Here is a 20,635-nt window from a genome sequence, read left to right as displayed (position 1 = left end):
GAATGACCATGGCCGACTACCAGGTCCGCTACCAGACGATCAGCGTCGGCAGCACGGATTACCTGATCCGCTCGCTGCTCGATAGTCAGCAATTCGACGATCCGCTCGGCGAGGCCGCCGGGCTCGGCATTTCCTCGGCCAGCTGGTCCCTGTTCGGGCAGGTCTGGCCATCGGCGCGGGTGCTCGCCGGGGTCATGGACAGCTACGCGTTGGCCGGCAAGCGCATTCTCGAAATTGGCGCCGGCCTTGGCCTGGCCAGCCTGGTTGTGCATCGCCGTCAGGGCGACATGACGGCCAGTGACTGCCATCCGCTGAGCCGGGTCTTCCTCAAGGAAAACCTGTTGCTCAATCATCTCGGGCCGCTCAAGTACGAGGATGGCAACTGGGCCGGCACCAACCCCGGACTCGGCAAATTCGACCTGATCATTGGCAGCGACCTGCTCTACGAACGCGACCAGCCGGCGGTACTCGCCGCCTTCATCGAGCGGCATGCGGCGGTCGGGGCGGAAGTGTTGATCGTCGACCCGAATCGCAGCAACCGGCCGGCCTTCCGGCGGGCGATGGCCGGCCAGGGCTATCTCTACAGCGAAAGCAGTGCCGATTGCACCTTCGCCGACGGTGAAGCCTACAAGGGGCATTTCCTGCGTTTTCGCCGCGTCGACCGGGGCGGCGATACCGACATGGCCGGATCGGCCATCCTCGCCTAGACTGAATCCAGACAGTTTCTGGTCGGGCGGGCGGTGCCTGTGGCGTTGATGGGTGCGGTTCTCCCGGTTTCGATTCAAGCAAGGAGAACATCATGGCCACCAAAATGAAAGCCGCCGTCGTGCATGCCTTCGGGCAACCCCTGGTCATCGAGGAAGTCGATATTCCCGCCGTGCCGGCCGGCAAGGTACTGGTGCGCATCGTCGCTTCCGGCGTCTGTCACACCGACCTGCATGCCGCCGAGGGCGACTGGCCGGTCAAGCCGTCGCTGCCCTTCATCCCCGGGCATGAAGGCGTCGGCTACGTTGCCGCGGTCGGCGCCGGCGTGAGCTGGGTCAAGGAAGGCGACCGGGTCGGCGTGCCCTGGCTGCACACCGCCTGCGGCCATTGCGAACACTGCATCACCGGCTGGGAAACCCTGTGCGACAGCCAGCAGATGACCGGCTACACGGTCAACGGCGGTTACGCCGAATATGTGCTGGCCGACCCGGCTTATGTCGGCAAGCTGCCCGACAATCTCGAATTTGCCCCGGCTGCGCCCATCCTCTGCGCCGGCGTCACGGTGTACAAGGGTCTGAAGCAGCTCGATTGCAAGCCGGGCGACTGGGTGGTCGTCTCCGGGATTGGCGGTCTCGGCCACATGGCCGTGCAATACGCCAAGGCGATGGGTTTCCATGTCATCGCCGTCGATGTTGCCGACGACAAGCTGGCGCTGGCCCGCTCGCTCGGCGCCGACGAGGCGATCAATGCGCTGCGCCAGGACCCGGTGCAACTTGTTCAGCAGCAGATTCGCGGCGCCCATGGCGTGCTGGTCACGGCGGTGTCGCGCGCCGCCTTCGGGCAGGCGGTCGGCATGCTGCACAAGCGCGGTACGATGGCCCTGGTCGGTCTGCCGCCGGGCAATTTCGAGCTGCCGATCTTCGATGTCGTGCTCAACGCGAAGACGGTGCGCGGCTCCATTGTTGGTACGCGCAAGGACCTGCAGGAATCGCTCGAGTTTGCCGGCGAAGGCAAGGTTGCAGCGCACTACAGCATGGATCACCTCGACAACATCAACGCCATCTTCGGACGCATGAAGGCGGGCGGCATCGACGGGCGGATCGTCGTCAGCATCTGACACAAAAATGGTGTTTTTCCGGCGTCGACCGCCCGGCGGCGCGATAGTCGGCCGGGCCGGCGCCGGGGTGCGTATAATCCGCGCCTGGAAAGTCGGCCAGGCAATCGCTGGGCGGCGGGGGTAACTTCGCTGCCGGGAGGAAAGTCCGGGCTCCGCAGGGCAGGATGCCAGTTAACGACTGGGTGCTATAAGTCGAAAGACCCAAGGCAACGGAAAGTGCAACAGAAAATAAACCGCCGATGGCTTTGGGCTTCGCCGCTGCTTGCAGCGGCAAAGTCCTTTAGTGGGGCTGCAATGCCTCGCTAACATCGGGTAGAAATACCCGGTGGAGATCAGGTAAGGGCGAAACGGCGAGGTAAGAGCTCACCGCGCTGGCGGTAACGTTCAGCGGCATGGCAAACCCCATCCGGAGCAAGACCAAATAGGGAAGCATTAGGCGTGGCCCGCGCTGCTTCCGGGTAGGTTGCTTGAGCCTGTCAGCAATGGCAGGCCTAGAGGAATGATTGCCGAACCCCGCAAGGGGGGAACAGAACCCGGCTTATCGGCCGGCTTTCCAACTTCTTTCTTTGCCGCTGCTGCGAAAAATGCTCCGGCGCAGCGGTCGACCGTCGGGAATCGGGCAAAACCGGTTCCAGCCCAGGGTTTACAATGCCGCCATGAATGCCACCCTCGAATGGTCGGAAGCCGGCCAAACCCAGCGCGCCGTCTGGCGCTCCGAAGCCGCCTTGCCGGCGCCGTCCGCCATTGCCATCGCCGATGACCGCACCTCGGCCGATGCCGCCTACCGCCAGATGGAAGCCGGCACGGCGTTGCTCTGGCGCGGCGACTGGGTCAATGCGCGGCATCTCATGGAGGCGCTGAGCAAGCGGGCCGACCGTCGTTTCGGCGCGGGCCGCGGCAAGCCGGCAAAAACCGCGGCCGAAGCCTTCGCCCGGCATCGCCAGACGCAGGGCGAACGGGCGGCCTTGCTGGCTCGCCTGCTCGTGCCGGTGGCTGGCGATTTCAGCGTGCCGCTGCGCCGCGCCCAGGAAACCGCAGACGCCTGTCGCGCCGCATGGGGCGAACCGGACGGCAGGGCGAGCGTCGTCGCGCTGCGCGAACTGCTGGCCGTGATCAGCGCTTACGAATGGCGCAAGAAGGGCATCCCGGTGCCCGCCGTCGAAGGTCGCGTCTACCCGCATTACGGCGTTTTCTCGCCGGTGCGCGGCGAGTATGTCGATCTGGTCGCGCGCGCGCCGCTGCCGGCTGACTGTGGCCTGGCTTTCGACATCGGCACCGGCTCCGGCATCATCGCCGCCATTCTCGCCCGGCGTGGCGTCGCGCAGGTCGTGGCGACCGATATGGACGACCGGGCGCTGGCCTGTGCCACGGAAAACGTGCAAAAACTCGGGTTGACCGCTGCGGTGCAGTTGCAGAAATCAGATCTCTTCCCCGCAGGCCGCGCACCGCTCGTCGTCTGCAACCCGCCCTGGGTGCCGGCACAACCGAGTTCGCCGATCGAATACGCCGTCTACGACCCCGATTCGCGCATGCTGCGCGGCTTCCTCGGCAGTCTGGCGGCGCATCTGACGCCGGGCGGCGAGGGCTGGCTGATCCTTTCCGATCTTGCCGAACATCTCGGCCTGCGTTCGCGTGAAGAACTGCAGGGCTGGATTGCCGCCGGTGGCCTGCGCGTCATTGATCGCCTCGACACCCGGCCGCAGCACCCGAAGACGCGCGACGCGAGCGATCCGCTGCATGCGGCGCGCGCTGCCGAAGTCACCTCCTTGTGGCGCCTGGGGCTGGCTGGCGCATAGTCCGCTCAGGCGGAGGTGCCGGTAGCCTTAGCCCAGCGTCGCGCTCGCCAGCTTGATGCCGAAGCCGATGAACAGGCCGCCGACCGCCAGGTTGCCGACTGCCGCCAGGCGTCGCCGTTCGCGGAAATGCCGCGCCAGGTGCGTGCCGCCGAAGATCAGCCCGGTCAGGTAGAGCGCGCTGAGGATTTGCACGATCACCCCGAGGATCAGGAAGGACAGCGCCGGGTGCGGATAGTCCGGGGCGACGAACTGGATGAAGAAGGAAACGAAAAAGAGGATGGCCTTGGGATTGGTCAGGCTGATCAGCAAGGCCGTGCGAAACGGCCGTGCGGTTTCCAGCGTTGTTGTTTCCAGCTGCGCCTTGCCGGCGCCGCGCCAGGTGCGCCGGGCGGCCAGTAGAAGGTTGAAACCCAGCCAGGCGAGGTAGGCGGCTCCGGCGTACTTGAGTGCCATGAACAAGGCCGGCGTGGTTTGCAGCAGTGACGAAATCCCGGTCACCGAGAGGATCATCAGCACGGTATCGCCGACAAAGATGCCGCAGGCGCCCTGGTAGCCCTTCCCGATGCCCAGGCGCGAAGCGATCGTCATCACGTAAAGCGAGTTCGGTCCGGGCAGCAGGACGATGGCGATGGTTCCCAGGACGAAGGTGGCGAGGTCGGTGATGCCGTAAAACATGGGTTTGCCCTGAGCGGTAAAAGCGGATTCTACAACCGGCCGCGCCTCAGCGTTCAGCCGGCGAGCCAGTCCGCGACAATCCAGCCGATCAGGCCAAAACCCCAGACCCAGAGCGGAATCATGATCAGCATGGGAAACCAGAACAGCCCGCATTCGGGCAGGAAGAGGCGGGCCAGGGGGGCTGGGGGTGGCGGTTTGAGGCGCGGGGTCTCCGGCTGCCAGGAAAGGCGCAACGCGATGTCGAAAAGGCTGACCGGCACGAGTGGCAGGAGAAGAAGTACGGCATGGTCGCCCGGTATGGCGGCGTCAAGCAGGCCGAGCAGCCAAAGCCAGAGACAATAGGCGAGCAGGAACAGGAGCATCGCAAACAGCGAGCGCAGTTGGTAATGCAGTCCGGGCAGGAAGTGCAGGCGGGGCATGTTCGATTCCTTGTCTTAACGGCCGTCGCCGACCAGTACGAATGGTGCCCAGAACAGCGGATGCGAGTAGCCGCTGTCGCCGTCGATCAAATCGAGCATGGCGGCTTGCAAGGCGCGTGCCTTGCCTTGTTCGGGGCGATCGCGCAGGCGCCGGAAGGTGCCGGTGCTGAGCAGGACTGTCGATTGGGAAACCACTGACCAGTGCGAGACCAGCAGGTTGCGGGCGCCGGCATGGAAGAAGGCCTTGGCCAGTCCGGACAGCCCTTCGGCACCTGGCTTGCCATCCCCGGCTGCCGTGTTGCAAGCGGACAGGACGACCCAGTCCGCATTCAGGCGTAGTTGGGCGATTTCGCTTGCGGCGAGTAGTCCGTCGTCGTGGCGGTTGGCCGATGCCGGCGGGGTCATGACCAATGCCGCCTCGCCGGCGCCGACCTGTTCGCCGGCCATCAGACCGTGCGTTGCGAAGAGCAGGTTGCGATAGCGGCCGAGGTCGTGCGCCTTGAACTCGGTTTCGCTGGCCCGACTGCCGAGCAGGAGTTCGCCGCCGCCAAGTGCAGCGGCGACGGCGCGGGCTTCATCGGCGGTGTCGGGGAGCGGTGCGAGACGCTTGATCTGTTCGGGATTGGCCAGCCTTCCACTGCGTGTCGAACTTTCCTGCCAGAGGCCTTCGGGAAGCGCCTCGCGGACCCGTCGGCGGCCGCCACTCCGGGTGCCGAGAACAGGGTCGGCAACCGCCAGCAGCGGTTCCGGCGCGCTGGCCGGGAGTGCTGTGCTGCGTGCCAGAGCGAGACTGCCGAGTGACGGCAGGGTGACCGGGGCATGCTGCCGGATCAGCCAGGCCAGTTGTTTCCAGTCCGCTGCCGTCGCCTGTGGCGCGGGGCGCTGCAGGAAGAGGGAGAAGGGAATGCTCTCGAGCGGCCCGTCGGGCACGATGAACCATACGGCCTTGTCGGCGAGCACCTCGGATAGCGGCTCGAGCAGCGTCCGGTAGAGGGCGTACGCCTCGTCAGTGGCGTAGCGCTTGGTGTCTGCCGATTCGGGTGTGACCGACTGGCGCAGGCGGCGGACACCGGTTGCGAGCTCGTCGCTTGAAACGGGGAGGCGGACGAAGGTGGAATTTTCGCGGCTGATTGCCAGCGCGAAGGTTTCGCCCTGGGCGCAGAGGAAAACAATTGCGGCTTCGTCGGCGCCCAGCATTTGACGTGCGGCGGGCAGGGGCAGGCGTTGGCCGGAAAGCAGTTCGTGGTAACGCGGGTGGCGGGTGGCAAATTCAGCCTGCAGCATTTCCAGCTGTCGGTGCTGTTCGGCAAGCTGCCGGCGCAGAGATTCTTCGCCGGCAGTATCGCTATCTTCCCTTTCGAGGCGGGCGGCAAGCGTCTGTTCGGTGGAGGCGAAAGTTTCGCGCACCTTTTCTATGGCGCGCAGGCGATCGCCGGCCTCGCCATCGGCGGCGAACAACGCGCGGGCGAATACGCGTGCGAGCTCGCCGTGACGGGCCAGTTGCATGATTTCGAGGGCTTCGCTGGCGCGCCTTTCCGGGGTGGCCGGGCTCGCAGCCAGCAGGCGCAGATGGGTAGCGATCGCTTCCCGCCAGTCGCGCCGAATTTGGCTACCCGACGAGGTTTGCCAACCGGATTGCAATTCCGGGCTGCGCGTCAGGATGGCGGAGGCGCTGCGGGCGTTGCTCAGGGCACTTGTCGCATCGCCCTGGCGGGCCCGCAACAGGGCCAGACTGGCCAATGTCCGGGCCGTGTCGAGGTGGGCGTCGCCGAGCCGCCGGTGCCGGATTTCCTCTGCCGCGGTGAGGTGCCCATTCGCCGAATCGAGTTGCCCGGTTTCGGTCTCCATCGTCCCCAGGTTGTGCAGGATCGAGGCGCGCAGCAGCGGTCGGTTGCTGCTTTCTGGCAGGGCGGTCAATGCGGTCTGCAGCCGGGCTTGGGCGGTGGTGCTATCGCCCTGGCGATGAAGCAGGGTTGCCCAGTTGTTGTTCAGGGCGGCGATTGCTGTCGTCCCCTTCGCCAGGGGGGCTGCCTGCTGGTAGAACCCGGCTGCGCCGCGGTCGTCGCCGCGGCGTTCGAGCAGGCCGGCGAGATTGAGGAGAAGCGGGAAGCGTTCGTCGTTGTTTTCCGGTCCGCGCATCTGGAGAGCGAGGGCTGCCCGGTACTGACTTTCGGCGCCGCTCAGGTCGCCGAGCTGGTCGAGCAAGGCCCCGAGGTTGTTGTGCAGGATCGCTTTTTCCTGGCGGATATCGCCGGGGATACGGTCGATGCGCTCGATCGCGCCGCGCAGTGACTGTTCGGCCAGTGTCAGGTCGCCGGATTCCTGTGCAATGCGGGCCAGCAGCGCGAGGCCACTGACCTGGCGGTCGGCATTTTCACCTCGCCCCTGTTGTACCGCGGCGCGCGCCGCGCCGAGCGCGCCGGGGAGGTCCGCCCTTTCCCAGGCCTGGGTTGCCTTTTGCATGTGTTCATCCCAGGGATCCAGTTCGAATGCCCGGGCGGGAATGTGATGCAGGAAGGCGGCAAGAAGCAGGGCCGGCAGGAGGACGGGCTTGGCGAGCGGCATGGTGTTGGTTGGCTGGGCAATTCCGGCTGATACTATATGGCTTTTGCTTAGGAGAGGAGCGTTGTCGATGACTCTGTACATGCGCCGACTGTTTGTTGTCCTGGCTCTGGCCTGCGTCCCCTGCGTGACGCAGGCTCAGGATGCCGGTGTGCCGCCCGAAGTTGCCCGGCTGGTCGAGAAATTCAATGACGAAGCCATCCCGTTCAATGACAAGCTGCTTGTCCTCGGCAAGGCCGATGCACCGACGACTGCCGTTCTTGTGTTCGGCCTGTCTGGTAACGGCGCCTATCTGGTCAAACGGGCCATTGCCGAGATCATCGACAAGTATGTCGATACCGGCAAGCTCAAGCTGGTGGTGATCGAGATGCCCCTGACCTGGCATGACATGCAGGCCTTTGCCGGCTTCCGCTGCGTGGCGCCGGAAAAGCACTGGGATGTTCTGAAACGGGCACTGCTTTATCCGCGTGACGTGATGAACATGAAGAATGCCAGCCTGGAGGGTGCGCCCGACTATATCTGGCCGATGATGAAAGGCTTTGATGTGAGTCGCGAGCAGGCTGAAAAATGCATGCGCAATACGGCGATTGTCGGGCTTATCGAAGGGCAGCGCCGGGTCGTTCAGGAAACATGGAATACCGGTACGGCCCCGACCTTCATTGTCGGTGACCAGGTGTTTGTCGATCCGCAGAACGACAATCTGATTCTCGCGGCCATCGCGGCTGCCGTGAAAGGAGAGCAATGATGATCCGGAAACTTGCGTACGCCCTGTCCCTGATCCTTCTTTTTGCGACCGGCTCGGCATGGGCCGGGGCCGGATCGACCCCGGCCGTTGGTATCGATGCCGGTGGCAAGATCGAGAAAATCAACCAGCACGCGCTGAAGAGCGCCGTTCTGGTTCGTCAGCTTCTTGCCCGTAACGGCGTATCGGCAGTTGCCCGTTAGCGGGTTGCCGATAGGCCCTGCGCTTGTCAGCAGGGCCATTTTTACCTCTTTTTTCTAGTCTACCGTTACGCCTTGCTCGAGGCGCCGCAATACGGTGAGCGCTGCCGGGTTGGGGGCCAGTTCGTGCAGGCGCTGGATTGCCTCGATCACCCAGCGCCCGTTCTCGGTCGTGCCCAGCCAGCCGGCTTCAATGATGCGCGCCGTATTCGGGTCGAGGCCGGCCAGTCCGGCTGGTTCCGGGAAAACCGGCAGGTTTGCCGCCGGCACGGCGCGCAGCAGGTCTTCAAAGACGTTGTCAGCAGCATCGGATATTTCGAACAGGTAGTTGCCCTCGGCGAGTTCGCGGCGGGGGGCGAGTACATGTCGTTCGCCGATGCCGGCGAGTGCGATGATCTCCTTGCCGTCCGTCTGGCTGACGAGACGTAGCCGGAAGGGGGGCGTGCCGCCCGACCAGGAGAGGTAGAGCTGGCGTGTCCTTGCCTCGATGAGAAAACGGCGTGTCAGATAGGGTACGGCAAGCGGCGCAGTATTGGCACCGCGAGTGCTCATCGAACTGAGCGCCAGCGTGGTTTCTTTTTTCGCACCGAGCGGGAACAGGCCACTGACCCATTTGAAAACATTGCCTTGCATGCTCGGGGCGTTACCGGGGGCGCTGATGGTGAACGGCGACTGGGCCGCACCGATGCGGCGGCTTTTCCCGTCCGGCGTGCCGATGACGACGGCGCTGCGGCTGTCGCCGATCTGCAGCTGGTCGCCTGCGCGCAGCGTTGTGAATGGCTTGACAGGATCGCTATGCCCCTGGCGAAGCAGGCGAATGCTGTCGCTTTCGCCTTCGATGCTGTTGATCCAGCCAATTTCCTGAGCCTGGGTCTGGCTGGTGAACAGGCCTGCGAGCAGGATGAGGCTGGCGGCAAATTTACGCGGCATGCGTGTTGTCTCCTTCGGAAATTTTCTTGCGATGATCCGTGATGCTCTGAAAAGCTGTTACTGCGCTCAGCGGGAAAATGAAGTCGAGCCAGATGCCGTAGCGGAAGAAATACATGCTCAGCGGAACGAGCAAAACGATGATTGCGGCAAACGAAATCCGGCGGCCATTAACGGAAGGAAAACGGACGAAAATCAGGCTGACGATGACCAGCAGAAGGGCCGCACTGGCCAGTTGCAGCCAGATCGAGGGCGGGCTCAGTTGCCCGTACTGGAGCAGGGAGTGGATGGCATTGATCAGGATCAGGCTGCCTGGCATCGGACCGAGCGGCGTCATGTGGATGTCGCGCGCATCCTCGTTGCTGGCGCCGATGATTGCGATGTGTCCGGGCGGAACGTCGGGCAGTACCCCGCCGTCGAGGACTGCGCGGGCGGGCAGTATGCTGAGCAGACGGGTTGGTCGGCCGGCAAAATCCACGAGCGGTCTTGCTTCGTCGGATTCCAGCAGCCAAGGGAGGGCGTACAGGATGCGTTGCCCATAGCGGTCAGCATTCGGGCTGAAACGATGCTTGCCGATTACAAAGGCTGTTCCGGAAAGTGATGCGCCCGGCTGGCAAGAGGCCGGTGTTGCAGCAGCCAATGCCTCGAGCAGTTGTTGGCTTGCCGTGGTGCCGCCAATGACCGCCAGGGCTTCCATTTGCACCGACGGGGTCAGAAGTGCTGTGCCATCCGGGGCGCAGGCCAGTTGCCAGGGTTGCCAGCGGCGAACCTGGCCATCCGGGTCGCGTTCGAACAGTGGGCTGGCCCATATCTGGAATTGCGAGCGCGGCAGTTGTTTGTCGAGAAAGGATGGGCGGGCGACGAGATGCGGCGTGCCGCTATCCCGGCCTTGCCATCTGAAACTGCGCAGAAATACCAGGGTCGTTGTTTCGGCAAGGCTGGCCTGCTGCCGGAGGAGATCAAGCAATGCTTGGTCGTCCTCCGACGGCCGCTGTAACTCGACGTCAATGATCAGCAAGGCTGGTTTGCGCAGCAAGGCGCGTTCGATCAGGGCCGCCAGTTGCGGGCGTGGTACGTGGAAAGGCTCTCCCCAGGCGGAGTGGGTTGCATCATCAATGTCGTAAAAGACGAAGGGGCGGAAGTCCCGGCCCTCGGTCACGGTGACACCGCGTTGCATGCTGGTCAGCCAGTCGATCGAGCGCTCGCGTCCGGCCCGGAGCGAATCGCTCTCCTGCAGGAGGCTGAGGACGAAGACCACCAGTAAGCCGATGATCAGGTTCTGCCTGATGTGTTGCCAGGTGCTGCTGGGCGGCGGGAAGAATTTGTCCAGCACGGCCTTCAGGCGGGCGTGCAGGCGAAGCCGGGAGATGAGTTGCATGCAGTAGGCGTGATTTTGTCTTGCCCGAGATGATAGTTGGTTTGTTCCGACTTTGTTCAGTGCTCGCGGGTGGCGAGTTGGCGGGTCAGACGCAGCACCTGATAGCTCAGAAACATGCGCAGTCGACGCAGAGCGGGCAGCGCGAGCCACGCGTCGGCGCTAACGCTGTCGCTGTCGTTGCGGATTGTTTCCCGCAGGTGCTCGGCGAGGAGGGCGGTAAAGGCGGCATCCTCGATGACGACGTTAGCCTCTCGTGCCAGTTGCAGGCTGAATGGGTCCATGTTCGACGAACCAACGGTGGCCCAGGCATCATCGATAACGGCAACCTTGGCATGGAGCAAAGCGGGGCGGTAAAGATGAATCCGGATACCGGCTCGCATCAGGCGGGCGTAGAGATGCTGCGAGGCGTAGTGCTGTAACGGGTATTCGATCCGGCCTTGCAACAGCAGGCTGATTTCAACCCCGCGGTGGGCAGCCTCAAGCAGTGCGCGGCGCAGTTTGCGTCCGGGCAAAAAATAGGCGTTGGCGATGATGATGCGCTGACTGGCATGCTGGATCGCTTGCAGATAGGCTCTCTCGATGTCACGGCGGTGGTGCAGGTTGTCGCGCAGTAGCAGTGTCGCAGTCACTGTCTGCACTGCCGGGTTATCGACTGGAGAGGCGAATGATGCGGTAGGCTGAGTTTCCCTTCGCTTTAGCTGCGACCAGCTGACTAGCCACCATAGTTGCCGGACTGCCTGCAGTACATCGGCGACAAGCGGGCCGCGGATGCTGAGGGCGTAGTCGTAGCGCGGAGCCGGGCAGCCGGGATCGAAATCGTGCAGGATGTTGATGCCGCCGACAAAGGCAAGCTGCCGGTCAATGACAACCAGCTTGCGATGCAGACGCCGGATTCCGGTTCGCAGGAAACGGAAGTTGAGGAAGCCGGGGCGATAGATGCGCAGGCGGACGCCTCCTGCTTCAAGTTCGCGTCGTTTTTCCTTTGGGTATTCCTTGGAGCCGAAGCCATCGATCATGAGGTGTACCGCAACCTTGCGCTCGGCTGCTGCAATGAGTGCCGCAGCAAGCTTTTCACCTGTCGGGTCGGCGGAAAAGATGTAGGTTTCGAGAAATATTTCGTGCTCGGCAGCATCGATCGCCGCGATCAGTGCCGGGAAAAACTCGACTCCGCACTTGAGGAGCTCGATATGTGCTTTATTTGTCATGCTGTCCCAGGGGGCGATGAAGGCGTGCCGGTGCATCGCAGTTTATTGGCGGCAATTGTCATACCGAGTGGCTGATTGCGAGCATTCGGAAATTCAACAAATAACCCATGTCGCGTATTGCGTTTTTGGTTTTGTATATATTTTTTGATTTTCGCATTTAGAAAGCTTACACTTTATTTTAATGCTTGTTTAATGCAAAACCGTTCGAAAGACGGTGACGCAAAGCCACGGGACTACAGCATCGCGAGATGTCAGGTTCGCCGGGTTGCCAGGATGGATGTTCCACCTGCTTGCTTTGCGCCATTCGCCTTCCTTGCCTAGAGGATTCACGATGGCTGCCAAACCGATTTACAACGATGCCCAGGTGGTCACCTCGCTGACCAATACCGGTGGTGCCGCATGGCACAGCAGCGTAATCACCTACAATTTTCCCACCAGCATTTCAGCTGCGGCACCCGAGAACGTCGGCTTTTCGCATGCCACGGCCAGCCAGCAGGCGATGACCGATTACTGGATGCGTGCCTGGGATGATGTGGTCGGTGCTTCCATCGTGCGGATTGCCGATAGTGCCACGGCCAATATCACCCTGGCCAACAGTGCCGCCCCGTCTTACGCCTATTCGTATTACCCCAGCAGCGATGGCGCTGGTGTTTATCTGAACCCTGCCTACGGCAGCAACTCGGGCACCAACAACCTGGTTAATCCGACGCTGGGCGAGTGGGGCGGCATGGCAATCGGCCATGAAATCGGCCATGCCCTCGGTCTGTCGCATCCCGGTGCTTATAGCGGTGGCTCGCCGACTTACGAGATGAGCGCGGTGTATATGCAGGATAGCCAGCAATACACCATCATGTCCTATTTCAGCGCAGCCAAGACCGGCTCCGACTGGATTGCCGGCGATAACAAGGTGCACTACGCGCAAACGCCGATGATGAACGACATCATGGCACTGCAGGCGCTTTACGGCGTCGATACCTCGACGCGCAGCGGCAACACCGTTTATGGCTTTAATAGCACGTTGACCGGTACGGTCTTCGACTTTGCTGCCAATGCCCATCCGGTACTCTGCATCTATGATGCGGCCGGCAACGACACGCTCGACCTCTCCGGCTTTGCCGGTGCCTCACGCATTTCGCTGGTCGCCGGCAGCTTTTCCAACGCCGATGCGATGACCAACAACATCTCGATCGCCCGCAATGTCGTGATCGAAAATGCCGTTGGCGGTGCCGGTAATGACACCCTGATCGGCAATGCCGCCGACAACATCCTCAATGGCGGCGGTGGCATCGACAGCATGACCGGTGGCCTGGGTCACGACACCTATGTCGTCGATAACCTGAAGGACAAGGTTATCGAACTGGCCGGTCAGGGCAACGACACCGTGATTTCTGCGCTTTCGTTGAGCCTGGGGGCGAATCTTGAAAATCTGGTACTGAGTGGTTCCGCCAATATCAATGCGACCGGGAGTGCCGTCGCCAACAGTCTGCTCGGCAATGCCGGCGACAATATCCTGAACGGTCTGGCGGGCGCCGACATCATGGCCGGGGGGCTGGGTAACGACATTTATGTTGTCGATAACGCGCAGGATATTGTCATCGAGCAACTGGGGCAGGGAACTGACACGGTTCTGTCGGCGATCAGCTATACCCTGACCGGCAACGTCGAAAATCTTGCCCTGGCTGGTACGGCCTCGATCAATGGCGCCGGCAACGTGCTGGACAATACGCTGAGCGGCAACAGAGGCAACAATCTGCTGGACGGTGGTGCCGGCAACGACATCATGGCCGGCGGTATCGGTAACGACACCTACATCCTCGACAGCACCAGCGATGTCGTCGTCGAGTTGGTCGGGCAAGGTGTGGACACCGTGCTCTCGGCCTTCGGGCAGACCTTGAGCGCGAATATCGAAAATCTGACGCTGACCGGTACGGCAGCGGTCAACGCGACCGGCAACGCACTGGCCAACACACTGACCGGCAATGCCGCCAATAACCTGCTTGATGGCGGAGCCGGCGCGGACACGCTGATTGGCGGGCTGGGTAACGATATCTTCATGGTCGAGAACCCCTACGACAAGATCGTCGAACTGTTGAACCAGGGAACCGACAATGTGTTCTCGTCGGTTAGCTGCACCCTGGCAGCGAATCTCGAGAATCTGACGCTGACCGGGCTGACGGCAAGCAGCGGAGTCGGTAATGCGCTGGACAACACCCTCGCTGGCAATGGCGCCAGCAATATCCTGAACGGTGGTGCCGGCAACGACATCCTGATTGGCGGATTGGGGGCCGACAAACTGACCGGTGGCATCGGCGCCGACATCTTCAGGTTCCTCGGTCTGGGCGATTCCTCAGCCGGTGCGGCGCGAGACATCATTTACGACTTCAGCAACGCCCAGGGCGACCGTATCGACCTTACTCAGCTGCTCACTGGCATCACCCTGCCCAACAACCAGAGCCTGCACTGGGCCGATGCCGGTTTCACCGGCGTTGCCGGTGACCTGTGCTTTAAGTCCGGTGTCCTGATGGCCGATACCAACGGCGACGCCAAGGCCGATTTTGAAGTGCAGCTGATCGGTGTCACGACGCAATTGACACACGCCTGCGTGCTGATCTGAAGTTTTCTCGGCATTTGCTGGCAAGAAAAAAGCCATCCGGAAGGATGGCTTTTTGTTTGGTGGGCCCGCACGGACTTGAACCGTGGACCAAAGGATTATGAGTTGTCTGGTCTGACAAACTCCCCTATCCCCTGATACCCCTGTGTTTCCGTTGCTTTCCCTTGTACTGCAAGGCTTTACAGCGTTTTCATGTGGTTGGCCGGTGACTTGGCACTTACCGCATTTTACGTTATATACCCTCGTTTTCCCTGTTCTTCCGGGTGCCTGGTGGGTGCCTGATTGGGTGCCTGCCATTGGCCGTGGGTGCCTGGTCGTCTACAATACCTGAAAGCGGCCTAAGCCGGGGGAAACGGATGTCTGAACGCAAGCTTTCACTGTCGGATGCGGTGGCCAGGGATTTGCCAGTGCCAGAAAAAGGTTCGCCGATTTATTGGGACACCAAAACGGCCTACTTTGGCCTGCGCGTGAACCCCGGTGGCACGAAACAATGGGTGGTGCAGCGCAAACTGGGCCGGCGCGCTATCAAGGTTACGCTGGGCGTGTTCTTTAAGCCGGGGGATGTCCGGGTACGCCGGATGACCTACACGGAAGCGCGCAAGGCGGCGGCGGAAGTAGCCGCGGCAATTCAAGCGGGCCGGGACCCAAATTTAGAACATCGCCAGCAACTCCGCAAAGTGGAACAGGAGCGGGCAGATGAAACGCACACCGTGACCCGGTGCATGGAAATGTACATAGAGAAGTGCCGCAACGGGGCTGAACCGTGCAAGCCAAACACGATAACCGGCTACGAGAAAGCCAAGGCGCGCCTGGAAGCTGGCACGCTGGGCAGCATTCCCCTGGTTGAACTCACCGGCCAGCACTTGCTGGACTACTACGCTACCGCTTGCCGCAAAACGAAGGGCACGAAAACCGCAAAAAGGGGCGGTCGCACACAAACAAGCGGGGATTTGCGTGCTTTACGGGCTGCGTACGCAAGTGCGGTGAAGAAATTGCAGCTAAAAGACCTTGAAAACCCCTTTTTGTTGCTGAATAGCGAAGTTCCCGGCTGGTTTAAGACGAAGCCACGGCAAGTAATTGTGGCTACGGCTACCGGGCAGCTGGCGAAGTGGTGGGCCGCGGTAGAAGCCATCCGCGCCCGGGTCGATGATGCCGGACTATCGGACCATGACAAGAAGCGGCGGCTGCAAAGTGCGGCTATTGCTGATTTCCTATTGCTCGCGGTGTTGTGGGGTATGCGGCGCGTAGAACTGCTGCAATTGCGGTGGTCTTACATAAACGAAGAATGGGGCTATGTCCGGGTGCCGGGGCTCGCGTCGGAATGGGGGCAAGGCACCAAAAACCACAAGGACAACGTGAAGCCGTTGACGCGCTGGGTACGTGAGTTGCTGGACCGTCGCCGCCGGGACAATGAACTGTATGCGCCCGGTTCAGGCTGGCTTTTTCCATCGCTACGGACAAACAAGGCGGGCAAGCAGTGGCACATTGCGGAACCCAAAGGGGTTATCGCTAAGGTACGGGAAGCGTCAAAGGTGGATTTCGCGCCGCAAGACCTCCGCAGAACATTTGGTTCGCTCTTTGTGGAACTCGAAGCCGGCTCGGACACCGTGCGCGTAGCACTCAGTCACTCAGCTGATGACACGGCCAGCGCGCACTACATTATTTCGCGCCTGGAACCGTACCGCGCTATCTGCCAAAAGTACGAAGACAAAGTGCTGCTGGAAGCCGGGGTGTTAACCCTGCCCGCCAAAGATGTGACGCTTACGCCTGATGACTACATGGACTTCCTCGCCTGGCAAGCGTCTAAGCAGCGGCAGCAGGTCTGACGCGCGGCTTGGGCTTCTTCGGCGGCTTGGGTGCCTGGGTGCCTAGCACCTTGGCTACTGCTACGTCGTGGTGGTGGCGCAGCATTTCCATTTCGTATGCCGTCCGGCCACGGCTGTACCGTGTGGCGTAGGCGTAGCCGTTGGCCAGGCGCTCTATCTCGTGCCATTGCTGGATGGTGCGCGGCATTTTGCCAAATAGCTGCTGTTGCTGACTTCTGGCGGCCGGGGTGCAACCAAATGCGGCAAAGAGTAGTGCTGTCTTGATGGTGGTGGCGCCGTCCGGTGCGCTCAGGTGTGGCGCCAGCTGCGCGGCCAGTGCTTTGTGCGCCTCGGCGCTATTGCCGTCGCCGTCGTAATACTGCAAGGGAACCCCGGTATCCAACGTAGCGGCCAGTGTTTGCCAGTCGGCAAACGCATACAACTCCGCTATCAACTGCTTGGCGTCGGGTACAGTGACCGGCTCGCCGTTGGGGTGGGTGATGCCGTAAAACTCAAATGCACGCCGTAGCGATGTGGCGTTGTCGTGGGCGTCTGAAATGTCGCTAAAGGGCAGGGTCGCGGTAATGAGCATGATGGGCTGCAATTGAGTACAGAGGCATGTTACCGCAACCTCGCCGTCGTCCAAATAGCCCTGCGTTTCCGGCGATTACCCTCGGCTCGCCAATGGGGTTGATGCTGGTTTTGCGCGCCAGCGCATCGCCCTCTGCACACGCCCACCATGGCGATGGGGTTACCACTTCCCGGCCGGCGCTCTGCCTGCGGGGCAAAAAGGAAAGGGCGCCTTACGCGCCCTTTCCTGAGTGACTGAGTAGGCCAGTATCTACTCACTTACTCATTGCTACGATGGCTGCCAAGCGGCTGTAACGCTGCTCGGCGTCGTACAGTGGGGTGATGCCGCGTTTCTCCAGCGCCTTGGCGTGGTTCTTGTAGTGCAGCTCGTCCAGCGTCCACCCTTGCTTCACGAGCGCGTCGGCCCAATCAGGCAGGCTGTGGCCATGGCGCTTGGTGCTCAGTGCGTACAGCGGGCTGCTGGCATCGAACGGGTTCAGGTACGGCTTGCGAAGCAGCGGGCTGCGGTTCTTGGTCGGGGTGCGCTTGCCCTGAATCATTTCGTGCAGAGACAGGCCGGCTTCCTTGGCGGCAACTTCAGCAGCTGCGATGGCGTCGTTAATGCGTTGGGCCTTCACTTCGGCTTTGTCGCGGGCTGCGTCCAGAAGGAATTGCAGCGTGTCTATTTCGGGCAGCGTGCATGCACTGGCGTTTTCAGCAAACCAGCGCTGGATTGTTTTGTAGGTGAGTTTCATGGTGGTTGCTTTCGTGCTTATGTTGGTTGATGGTGCTTAGTATAGCTATGCCGTGTAAAGCTTGTAATGCTTGTAGTACAAAGGACATAGCTGGTTATGGGAGCCAGCGCTCAAAGCGCTCAGCGTCCAGGCCGGCCGGGATGTACCACTTCTTCGCCAGGCCGCTCCAGCGTGCGCCAAGCGCCTTGGCGTGCTCTTTGTCTTCGTACGGGACGTTAAGCCAGCGGGTGCCTACCTCGTCGTCGTGTGGCTTGTAGTTGCGGGCCTTGTCGCTGGCCATAAAGCGTTCGTAAGCCCCTTGCACGGCAACCAGCACCATGAAGCCCCCAACGATGTACAGGGCGCTGCTGGTCAGGACAGCTGCGCGCAACTCAGCGGCAGTGGCTGCCGGCCAGGCGTAGTACGCCGTGCCGGCAGCCACGATGGCCAAGGCGCCCGTAAGCGCGGTGCGGGTGAAGCATGTCGCCAGCAGGCCGCCCCACACCGCCACGGCAATGGTGTAGTACAGCACGCCGTAGGATGCGGAAATGAAGGTGCTGGTGACGATGCAGGCGGACCAGAAGATGAAAGAGAGTAGGGCGGTCATGGCGGGTATAGAGTGAGTAACGGAGTAACTACCGCTTATGCGCGGCACTCAGCCTGGGCAGCCTTGCGGACGATGTTGCGCTTCTTCTTGAAGTCGCTGGATACGTAGGCCGGGGCAATCTCTTCCAGCGCGGCACGCAGGCTCTTGATGCGGCGTTGCAGTTGGTGAATAGACAGGCCCATGTCCTTGGCCAGGTCTTCTTGCTCAACCAGGGTCAAGCCGTGCCAGTCGCAGCCCTCGGTTGCCAAGAACAGGTCCAGGTTGCCACCGCTCAGTTGCCCAGCAACGCCTTCAATGAATCGTGCTGCCGACAGGAGGTCTTCCGGGGTGTCGGTGGTGTAATCCAGCGTCTCAATGCGGGTCTCGTTGCAGTCGTCAGCGTCCGCGGTATGCGCAACGGTAAACTCATGCTGGGTAATGTCGTCGCCGTAGTAGTTCGAGACAGCGGCCTTGACGCCGAAGTTGAGCGCGAAGGACAGCAAGTTCATGCTGCGGCCCGGCTTGAAGTTGGCGATGCAGAACAGCATGACGTCTTGCAGCAGGTCATCCAGGGCGTGCTGGGGGATGCCATATTTCTTGTACAGGCGGGTTTCGATGACGCCGCGCTTCTGCATGAACAGCGTCTCGATGTCTTCGATGCCGTGATTCTTAGGGGCGATGTAGCCCTTGATGTTGGTGGTGATGGCGGTGGCAGTTTGGTATTGCATTTGGGTATTACTCCGGCTTGGGTTGGTGCTACAAAAAGGGCGGTTTGCTCAACTGCTTGATGGCCTGGCTCGTCCAGTCCGCTATTGCCTTTTTTGTCTCGGTCAACCGGTCACGTTTGCTACCCGGTTTATTAGTATAGCTACCCTCGGTAAAAACGACGGGCATACGGTATGTGTCAAGCTTTGTATAACGAAGGTAATAGAGAGTTACATAAGCTATGCGCTAAAACCGGCATAGCCGCTCCGCCTGTCCGGGGTCGATTTGGCAGCGCGTAGGGCGTCGCGGCTATCGGGTAATGGGTAGCTTCCGGGCGCGGGGCAGTAACGCGTCCTGGGGCGTTTCTGTGCGTCTGCTGGTGCCTCTGTGGGGCTCGGGTCGGGTGACGTCATGCCGGGCTACTGGACCAGCGCAAAGGTGGCCTGCCGGATGCGGTGTAGGTGTCCTTGGCTCATAGATAGCAGTGGCGCTCAACCTGGGCTTTCAAGCCCGTGCCGGACCAGCGGGAACGGCGACGAGCGGGCAGGTCGTCCGTGGTCGCGCAACTCATTCTTTGGCGATGGCGGCCACCCGGCCGCACGGGGGAAGCCACCCACACACCCGGCACCCGCTTCATTGGTGATGGGGTTTCTGCCCACGCTCAAATGGCACTCGGCTTATGCTTGGGATGGCGGCCAGGTTACACCCCGCGCTTCTGGCCATTGGTGTGCGGCGGTGGCAGTTTCGCCGCAGCGATAGGCGCCGTTCGCGCGGCACCCTCGGGCACTCTTCCGCAACCCCTGCCCGGTTCGTTGACGTGCGGCTTGTGGCAGTTAGCCGCAACGCGTACCAGCTATTCGGGCAGTGGTTCTTGGGTGTAGCAGGACGTGCGGCAAGGGCTTGGGATGGTGCGGAATAGCCCACAAGGTGGGGTGGCTTTTGTGGGCGAAATGAAGCAAGCCAGCGCCCTTAAAACAGGCCTGCCGGGCCGGTGCCCTAAACGCGGATTAGCCCCCTTGTAACCCGCACCAGGCTACCTACGATGTCCAGGTGTCGCGTCGGCGGGTGCCTGGGCCACCTACCCCGTAACCCTGCATTTGAACGCGGCGTAATGTCATTCAGTGAGCGGCCCCTATGACTCTCTTAGGTCCAGCAAGGGGGGGTAACCTACTCGTGAACGCCAGTACCCCTATGACCACTTGCTCCGCAGCAAGCCCCCCCGACCTACGAAGCCGCCAGCACAATGGCATAGCCGTAGCCACCCCTGAATCCGGGGCGATTTGGGGGTAACGCGCCTCCGCGCCAGAAGCTGGCTTGGAAGCCAGATTAGAAGCTGAACTGGAAGCTGGCCTGTCGCAAGCGTAGGGGCGCTCCGCCTTCGCTCCCGGATGCTACGTACTCCGCCTTCGCACCTGTCCACCAGCGTACCGCCTACGCTCTCTAAGCGCCTTCCGGCTAATCCGGGTAGGTGCCCTGGGCGTCGCTCGCTGCGTGTTCTGTGGAAGCTGCTATGCGTCGGTTACGGGTGCCAGGGAAGCATAGGCTGGCGCACCTCGGCAGGTGCTCAGGTGGTGACGGCTTGCCCGGCTGTGTGGCGAAGGATGGCCCGGCGGATTGCCGGGTAACCTCGCGCTCGAAGTGCGATGGGTGGATGTCGCGCTTGCCGCGTCCAGCACCTTGCCCACCGTGCCGGCGTGCAAGCTACTGGCCCGCTGGCGCTGCTCGTTGGTGAAGCGATGGGTAGCTCCGGTCCGGGGTGCTGAGTGGTCTCCACGCTCGAAGGGGCCTTGCGGCTATTCCACCTCCCTGCGCTGTCGCTCGTCAATGACGGCCCTACGGCCTGCGGCCTGCGGGCCTAGGGTGGCAGGGGCGTAGGGATGATAGGGCAAGCCGGCTCT

The 20,635-nt window shown here is 61.9% G+C and carries 17 protein-coding genes, 1 other RNA gene and 1 riboswitch; of the genes, 8 read left to right on the top strand and 10 right to left on the bottom strand.

Annotated elements, in window-relative coordinates:
* Positions 1–8: 8 nt before the first annotated feature.
* The 4 genes from KIG99_RS07880 to KIG99_RS07865 all read left to right on the top strand — a co-directional run bounded on the left by KIG99_RS07880 (position 9) and on the right by KIG99_RS07865 (position 3,618).
* Positions 9–707: a class I SAM-dependent methyltransferase gene (locus KIG99_RS07880; RefSeq protein ID WP_226459663.1), complete on the top strand. Its 699-nt coding sequence runs from the start codon at positions 9–11 to the stop codon at positions 705–707.
* Between the two features lie 92 nt (positions 708–799).
* Positions 800–1,822: an alcohol dehydrogenase AdhP gene (adhP, locus tag KIG99_RS07875; protein ID WP_226459662.1), complete on the top strand. Its 1,023-nt coding sequence runs from the start codon at positions 800–802 to the stop codon at positions 1,820–1,822.
* Positions 1,823–1,910: 88 nt separating this feature from the next.
* An RNA gene (rnpB, locus tag KIG99_RS07870) (RNase P RNA component class A) lies at positions 1,911–2,379 on the top strand.
* A gap of 99 nt (positions 2,380–2,478) precedes the next feature.
* Positions 2,479–3,618, top strand: a complete 1,140-nt coding sequence (locus KIG99_RS07865) for a methyltransferase (protein ID WP_226459661.1) — start codon at positions 2,479–2,481, stop codon at positions 3,616–3,618.
* A 27-nt stretch (positions 3,619–3,645) separates the two neighbouring features.
* Here the strand turns inward: KIG99_RS07865 and leuE are convergent, their stop codons facing one another.
* The 3 genes from leuE to KIG99_RS07850 are packed head-to-tail and all read right to left on the bottom strand — an operon-like array spanning position 3,646 to position 7,277.
* Positions 3,646–4,293, bottom strand: coding sequence for a leucine efflux protein LeuE (leuE, locus tag KIG99_RS07860; RefSeq protein ID WP_226459660.1), 648 nt, complete (start codon positions 4,291–4,293; stop codon positions 3,646–3,648).
* A gap of 53 nt (positions 4,294–4,346) precedes the next feature.
* Entirely contained in the window at positions 4,347–4,712 is a 366-nt protein-coding gene (locus tag KIG99_RS07855) for a hypothetical protein (RefSeq protein WP_226459659.1), read from the bottom strand.
* Positions 4,713–4,727: 15 nt separating this feature from the next.
* On the bottom strand, positions 4,728–7,277 hold the full coding sequence (locus KIG99_RS07850; protein ID WP_226459658.1) for a CHAT domain-containing protein: 2,550 nt from the start codon (positions 7,275–7,277) through the stop codon (positions 4,728–4,730).
* A 67-nt stretch (positions 7,278–7,344) separates the two neighbouring features.
* On the opposite strand from KIG99_RS07850, the gene KIG99_RS07845 reads away from it, so the two are divergent.
* Positions 7,345–8,019: a DsbA family protein gene (locus KIG99_RS07845; RefSeq protein WP_226459657.1), complete on the top strand. Its 675-nt coding sequence runs from the start codon at positions 7,345–7,347 to the stop codon at positions 8,017–8,019.
* Positions 8,019–8,219 (top strand): hypothetical protein, encoded by a 201-nt coding sequence (locus tag KIG99_RS07840; protein ID WP_226459656.1) that lies wholly within the window; start codon positions 8,019–8,021, stop codon positions 8,217–8,219. Before KIG99_RS07845 ends, KIG99_RS07840 begins: the two co-directional genes overlap by 1 nt.
* Positions 8,220–8,273: 54 nt before the next feature.
* On the opposite strand, the gene KIG99_RS07835 is transcribed toward KIG99_RS07840, so the two are convergent.
* From KIG99_RS07835 to clsB, 3 genes are read right to left on the bottom strand one after another with little or no spacing between them, the layout of a single operon-like run.
* Positions 8,274–9,146: a hypothetical protein gene (locus tag KIG99_RS07835; protein WP_226459655.1), complete on the bottom strand. Its 873-nt coding sequence runs from the start codon at positions 9,144–9,146 to the stop codon at positions 8,274–8,276.
* On the bottom strand, positions 9,136–10,521 hold the full coding sequence (locus tag KIG99_RS07830; RefSeq protein ID WP_226459654.1) for a CHASE2 domain-containing protein: 1,386 nt from the start codon (positions 10,519–10,521) through the stop codon (positions 9,136–9,138). Before KIG99_RS07830 ends, KIG99_RS07835 begins: the two co-directional genes overlap by 11 nt.
* 56 nt (positions 10,522–10,577) lie before the next feature.
* A complete protein-coding gene (gene clsB / locus KIG99_RS07825; protein WP_226459653.1) occupies positions 10,578–11,762 on the bottom strand; it encodes a cardiolipin synthase ClsB in 1,185 nt (394 codons plus the stop codon).
* A gap of 147 nt (positions 11,763–11,909) precedes the next feature.
* Positions 11,910–11,999: riboswitch (cyclic di-GMP riboswitch) on the top strand.
* Between the two features lie 58 nt (positions 12,000–12,057).
* Here clsB and KIG99_RS07820 point away from each other — a divergent pair.
* On the top strand, positions 12,058–14,340 hold the full coding sequence (locus KIG99_RS07820) for a M10 family metallopeptidase C-terminal domain-containing protein (protein WP_226459652.1): 2,283 nt from the start codon (positions 12,058–12,060) through the stop codon (positions 14,338–14,340).
* Between the two features lie 353 nt (positions 14,341–14,693).
* A complete protein-coding gene (locus tag KIG99_RS07815; protein WP_226459651.1) occupies positions 14,694–16,163 on the top strand; it encodes a tyrosine-type recombinase/integrase in 1,470 nt (489 codons plus the stop codon).
* On the opposite strand, the gene KIG99_RS07810 is transcribed toward KIG99_RS07815, so the two are convergent.
* The 4 genes from KIG99_RS07810 to KIG99_RS07795 all read right to left on the bottom strand — a co-directional run bounded on the left by KIG99_RS07810 (position 16,141) and on the right by KIG99_RS07795 (position 18,760).
* On the bottom strand, positions 16,141–16,734 hold the full coding sequence (locus KIG99_RS07810; RefSeq protein WP_226459650.1) for a hypothetical protein: 594 nt from the start codon (positions 16,732–16,734) through the stop codon (positions 16,141–16,143). The two genes, KIG99_RS07815 and KIG99_RS07810, sit on opposite strands and share 23 nt — an antisense overlap.
* Before the next feature lie 253 nt (positions 16,735–16,987).
* Entirely contained in the window at positions 16,988–17,467 is a 480-nt protein-coding gene (locus KIG99_RS07805) for a hypothetical protein (RefSeq protein ID WP_226459649.1), read from the bottom strand.
* Positions 17,468–17,561: 94 nt separating this feature from the next.
* On the bottom strand, positions 17,562–18,053 hold the full coding sequence (locus tag KIG99_RS07800; RefSeq protein ID WP_226459648.1) for a DUF5710 domain-containing protein: 492 nt from the start codon (positions 18,051–18,053) through the stop codon (positions 17,562–17,564).
* 35 nt (positions 18,054–18,088) lie between these two features.
* On the bottom strand, positions 18,089–18,760 hold the full coding sequence (locus KIG99_RS07795) for a hypothetical protein (protein WP_226459647.1): 672 nt from the start codon (positions 18,758–18,760) through the stop codon (positions 18,089–18,091).
* Between the last annotated feature and the right edge of the window lie 1,875 nt (positions 18,761–20,635).

It is taken from the genome of Quatrionicoccus australiensis (assembly GCF_020510425.1).
Classification (GTDB): Bacteria; Pseudomonadota; Gammaproteobacteria; order Burkholderiales; family Rhodocyclaceae; genus Azonexus; species Azonexus australiensis_A.
The sequence above is the reverse complement of the archived record's forward strand: the minus strand, read 5'-3'. Positions and strand labels throughout refer to the sequence as shown.

Bases quoted from the DNA above. Each gene is read 5' to 3' on its own strand.
- KIG99_RS07880 (WP_226459663.1), top strand. From the start codon at position 9: ATGGCCGACTACCAGGTCCGCTACCAGACGATCAGCGTCGGCAGCACG.
- adhP (WP_226459662.1), top strand. From the start codon at position 800: ATGGCCACCAAAATGAAAGCCGCCGTCGTGCATGCCTTCGGGCAACCC.
- KIG99_RS07865 (WP_226459661.1), top strand. From the start codon at position 2,479: ATGAATGCCACCCTCGAATGGTCGGAAGCCGGCCAAACCCAGCGCGCC.
- leuE (WP_226459660.1), bottom strand. From the start codon at position 4,293: ATGTTTTACGGCATCACCGACCTCGCCACCTTCGTCCTGGGAACCATC.
- KIG99_RS07855 (WP_226459659.1), bottom strand. From the start codon at position 4,712: ATGCCCCGCCTGCACTTCCTGCCCGGACTGCATTACCAACTGCGCTCG.
- KIG99_RS07850 (WP_226459658.1), bottom strand. From the start codon at position 7,277: ATGCCGCTCGCCAAGCCCGTCCTCCTGCCGGCCCTGCTTCTTGCCGCC.
- KIG99_RS07845 (WP_226459657.1), top strand. From the start codon at position 7,345: ATGACTCTGTACATGCGCCGACTGTTTGTTGTCCTGGCTCTGGCCTGC.
- KIG99_RS07840 (WP_226459656.1), top strand. From the start codon at position 8,019: ATGATCCGGAAACTTGCGTACGCCCTGTCCCTGATCCTTCTTTTTGCG.
- KIG99_RS07835 (WP_226459655.1), bottom strand. From the start codon at position 9,146: ATGCCGCGTAAATTTGCCGCCAGCCTCATCCTGCTCGCAGGCCTGTTC.
- KIG99_RS07830 (WP_226459654.1), bottom strand. From the start codon at position 10,521: ATGCAACTCATCTCCCGGCTTCGCCTGCACGCCCGCCTGAAGGCCGTG.
- clsB (WP_226459653.1), bottom strand. From the start codon at position 11,762: ATGCACCGGCACGCCTTCATCGCCCCCTGGGACAGCATGACAAATAAA.
- KIG99_RS07820 (WP_226459652.1), top strand. From the start codon at position 12,058: ATGGCTGCCAAACCGATTTACAACGATGCCCAGGTGGTCACCTCGCTG.
- KIG99_RS07815 (WP_226459651.1), top strand. From the start codon at position 14,694: ATGTCTGAACGCAAGCTTTCACTGTCGGATGCGGTGGCCAGGGATTTG.
- KIG99_RS07810 (WP_226459650.1), bottom strand. From the start codon at position 16,734: ATGCTCATTACCGCGACCCTGCCCTTTAGCGACATTTCAGACGCCCAC.
- KIG99_RS07805 (WP_226459649.1), bottom strand. From the start codon at position 17,467: ATGAAACTCACCTACAAAACAATCCAGCGCTGGTTTGCTGAAAACGCC.
- KIG99_RS07800 (WP_226459648.1), bottom strand. From the start codon at position 18,053: ATGACCGCCCTACTCTCTTTCATCTTCTGGTCCGCCTGCATCGTCACC.
- KIG99_RS07795 (WP_226459647.1), bottom strand. From the start codon at position 18,760: ATGCAATACCAAACTGCCACCGCCATCACCACCAACATCAAGGGCTAC.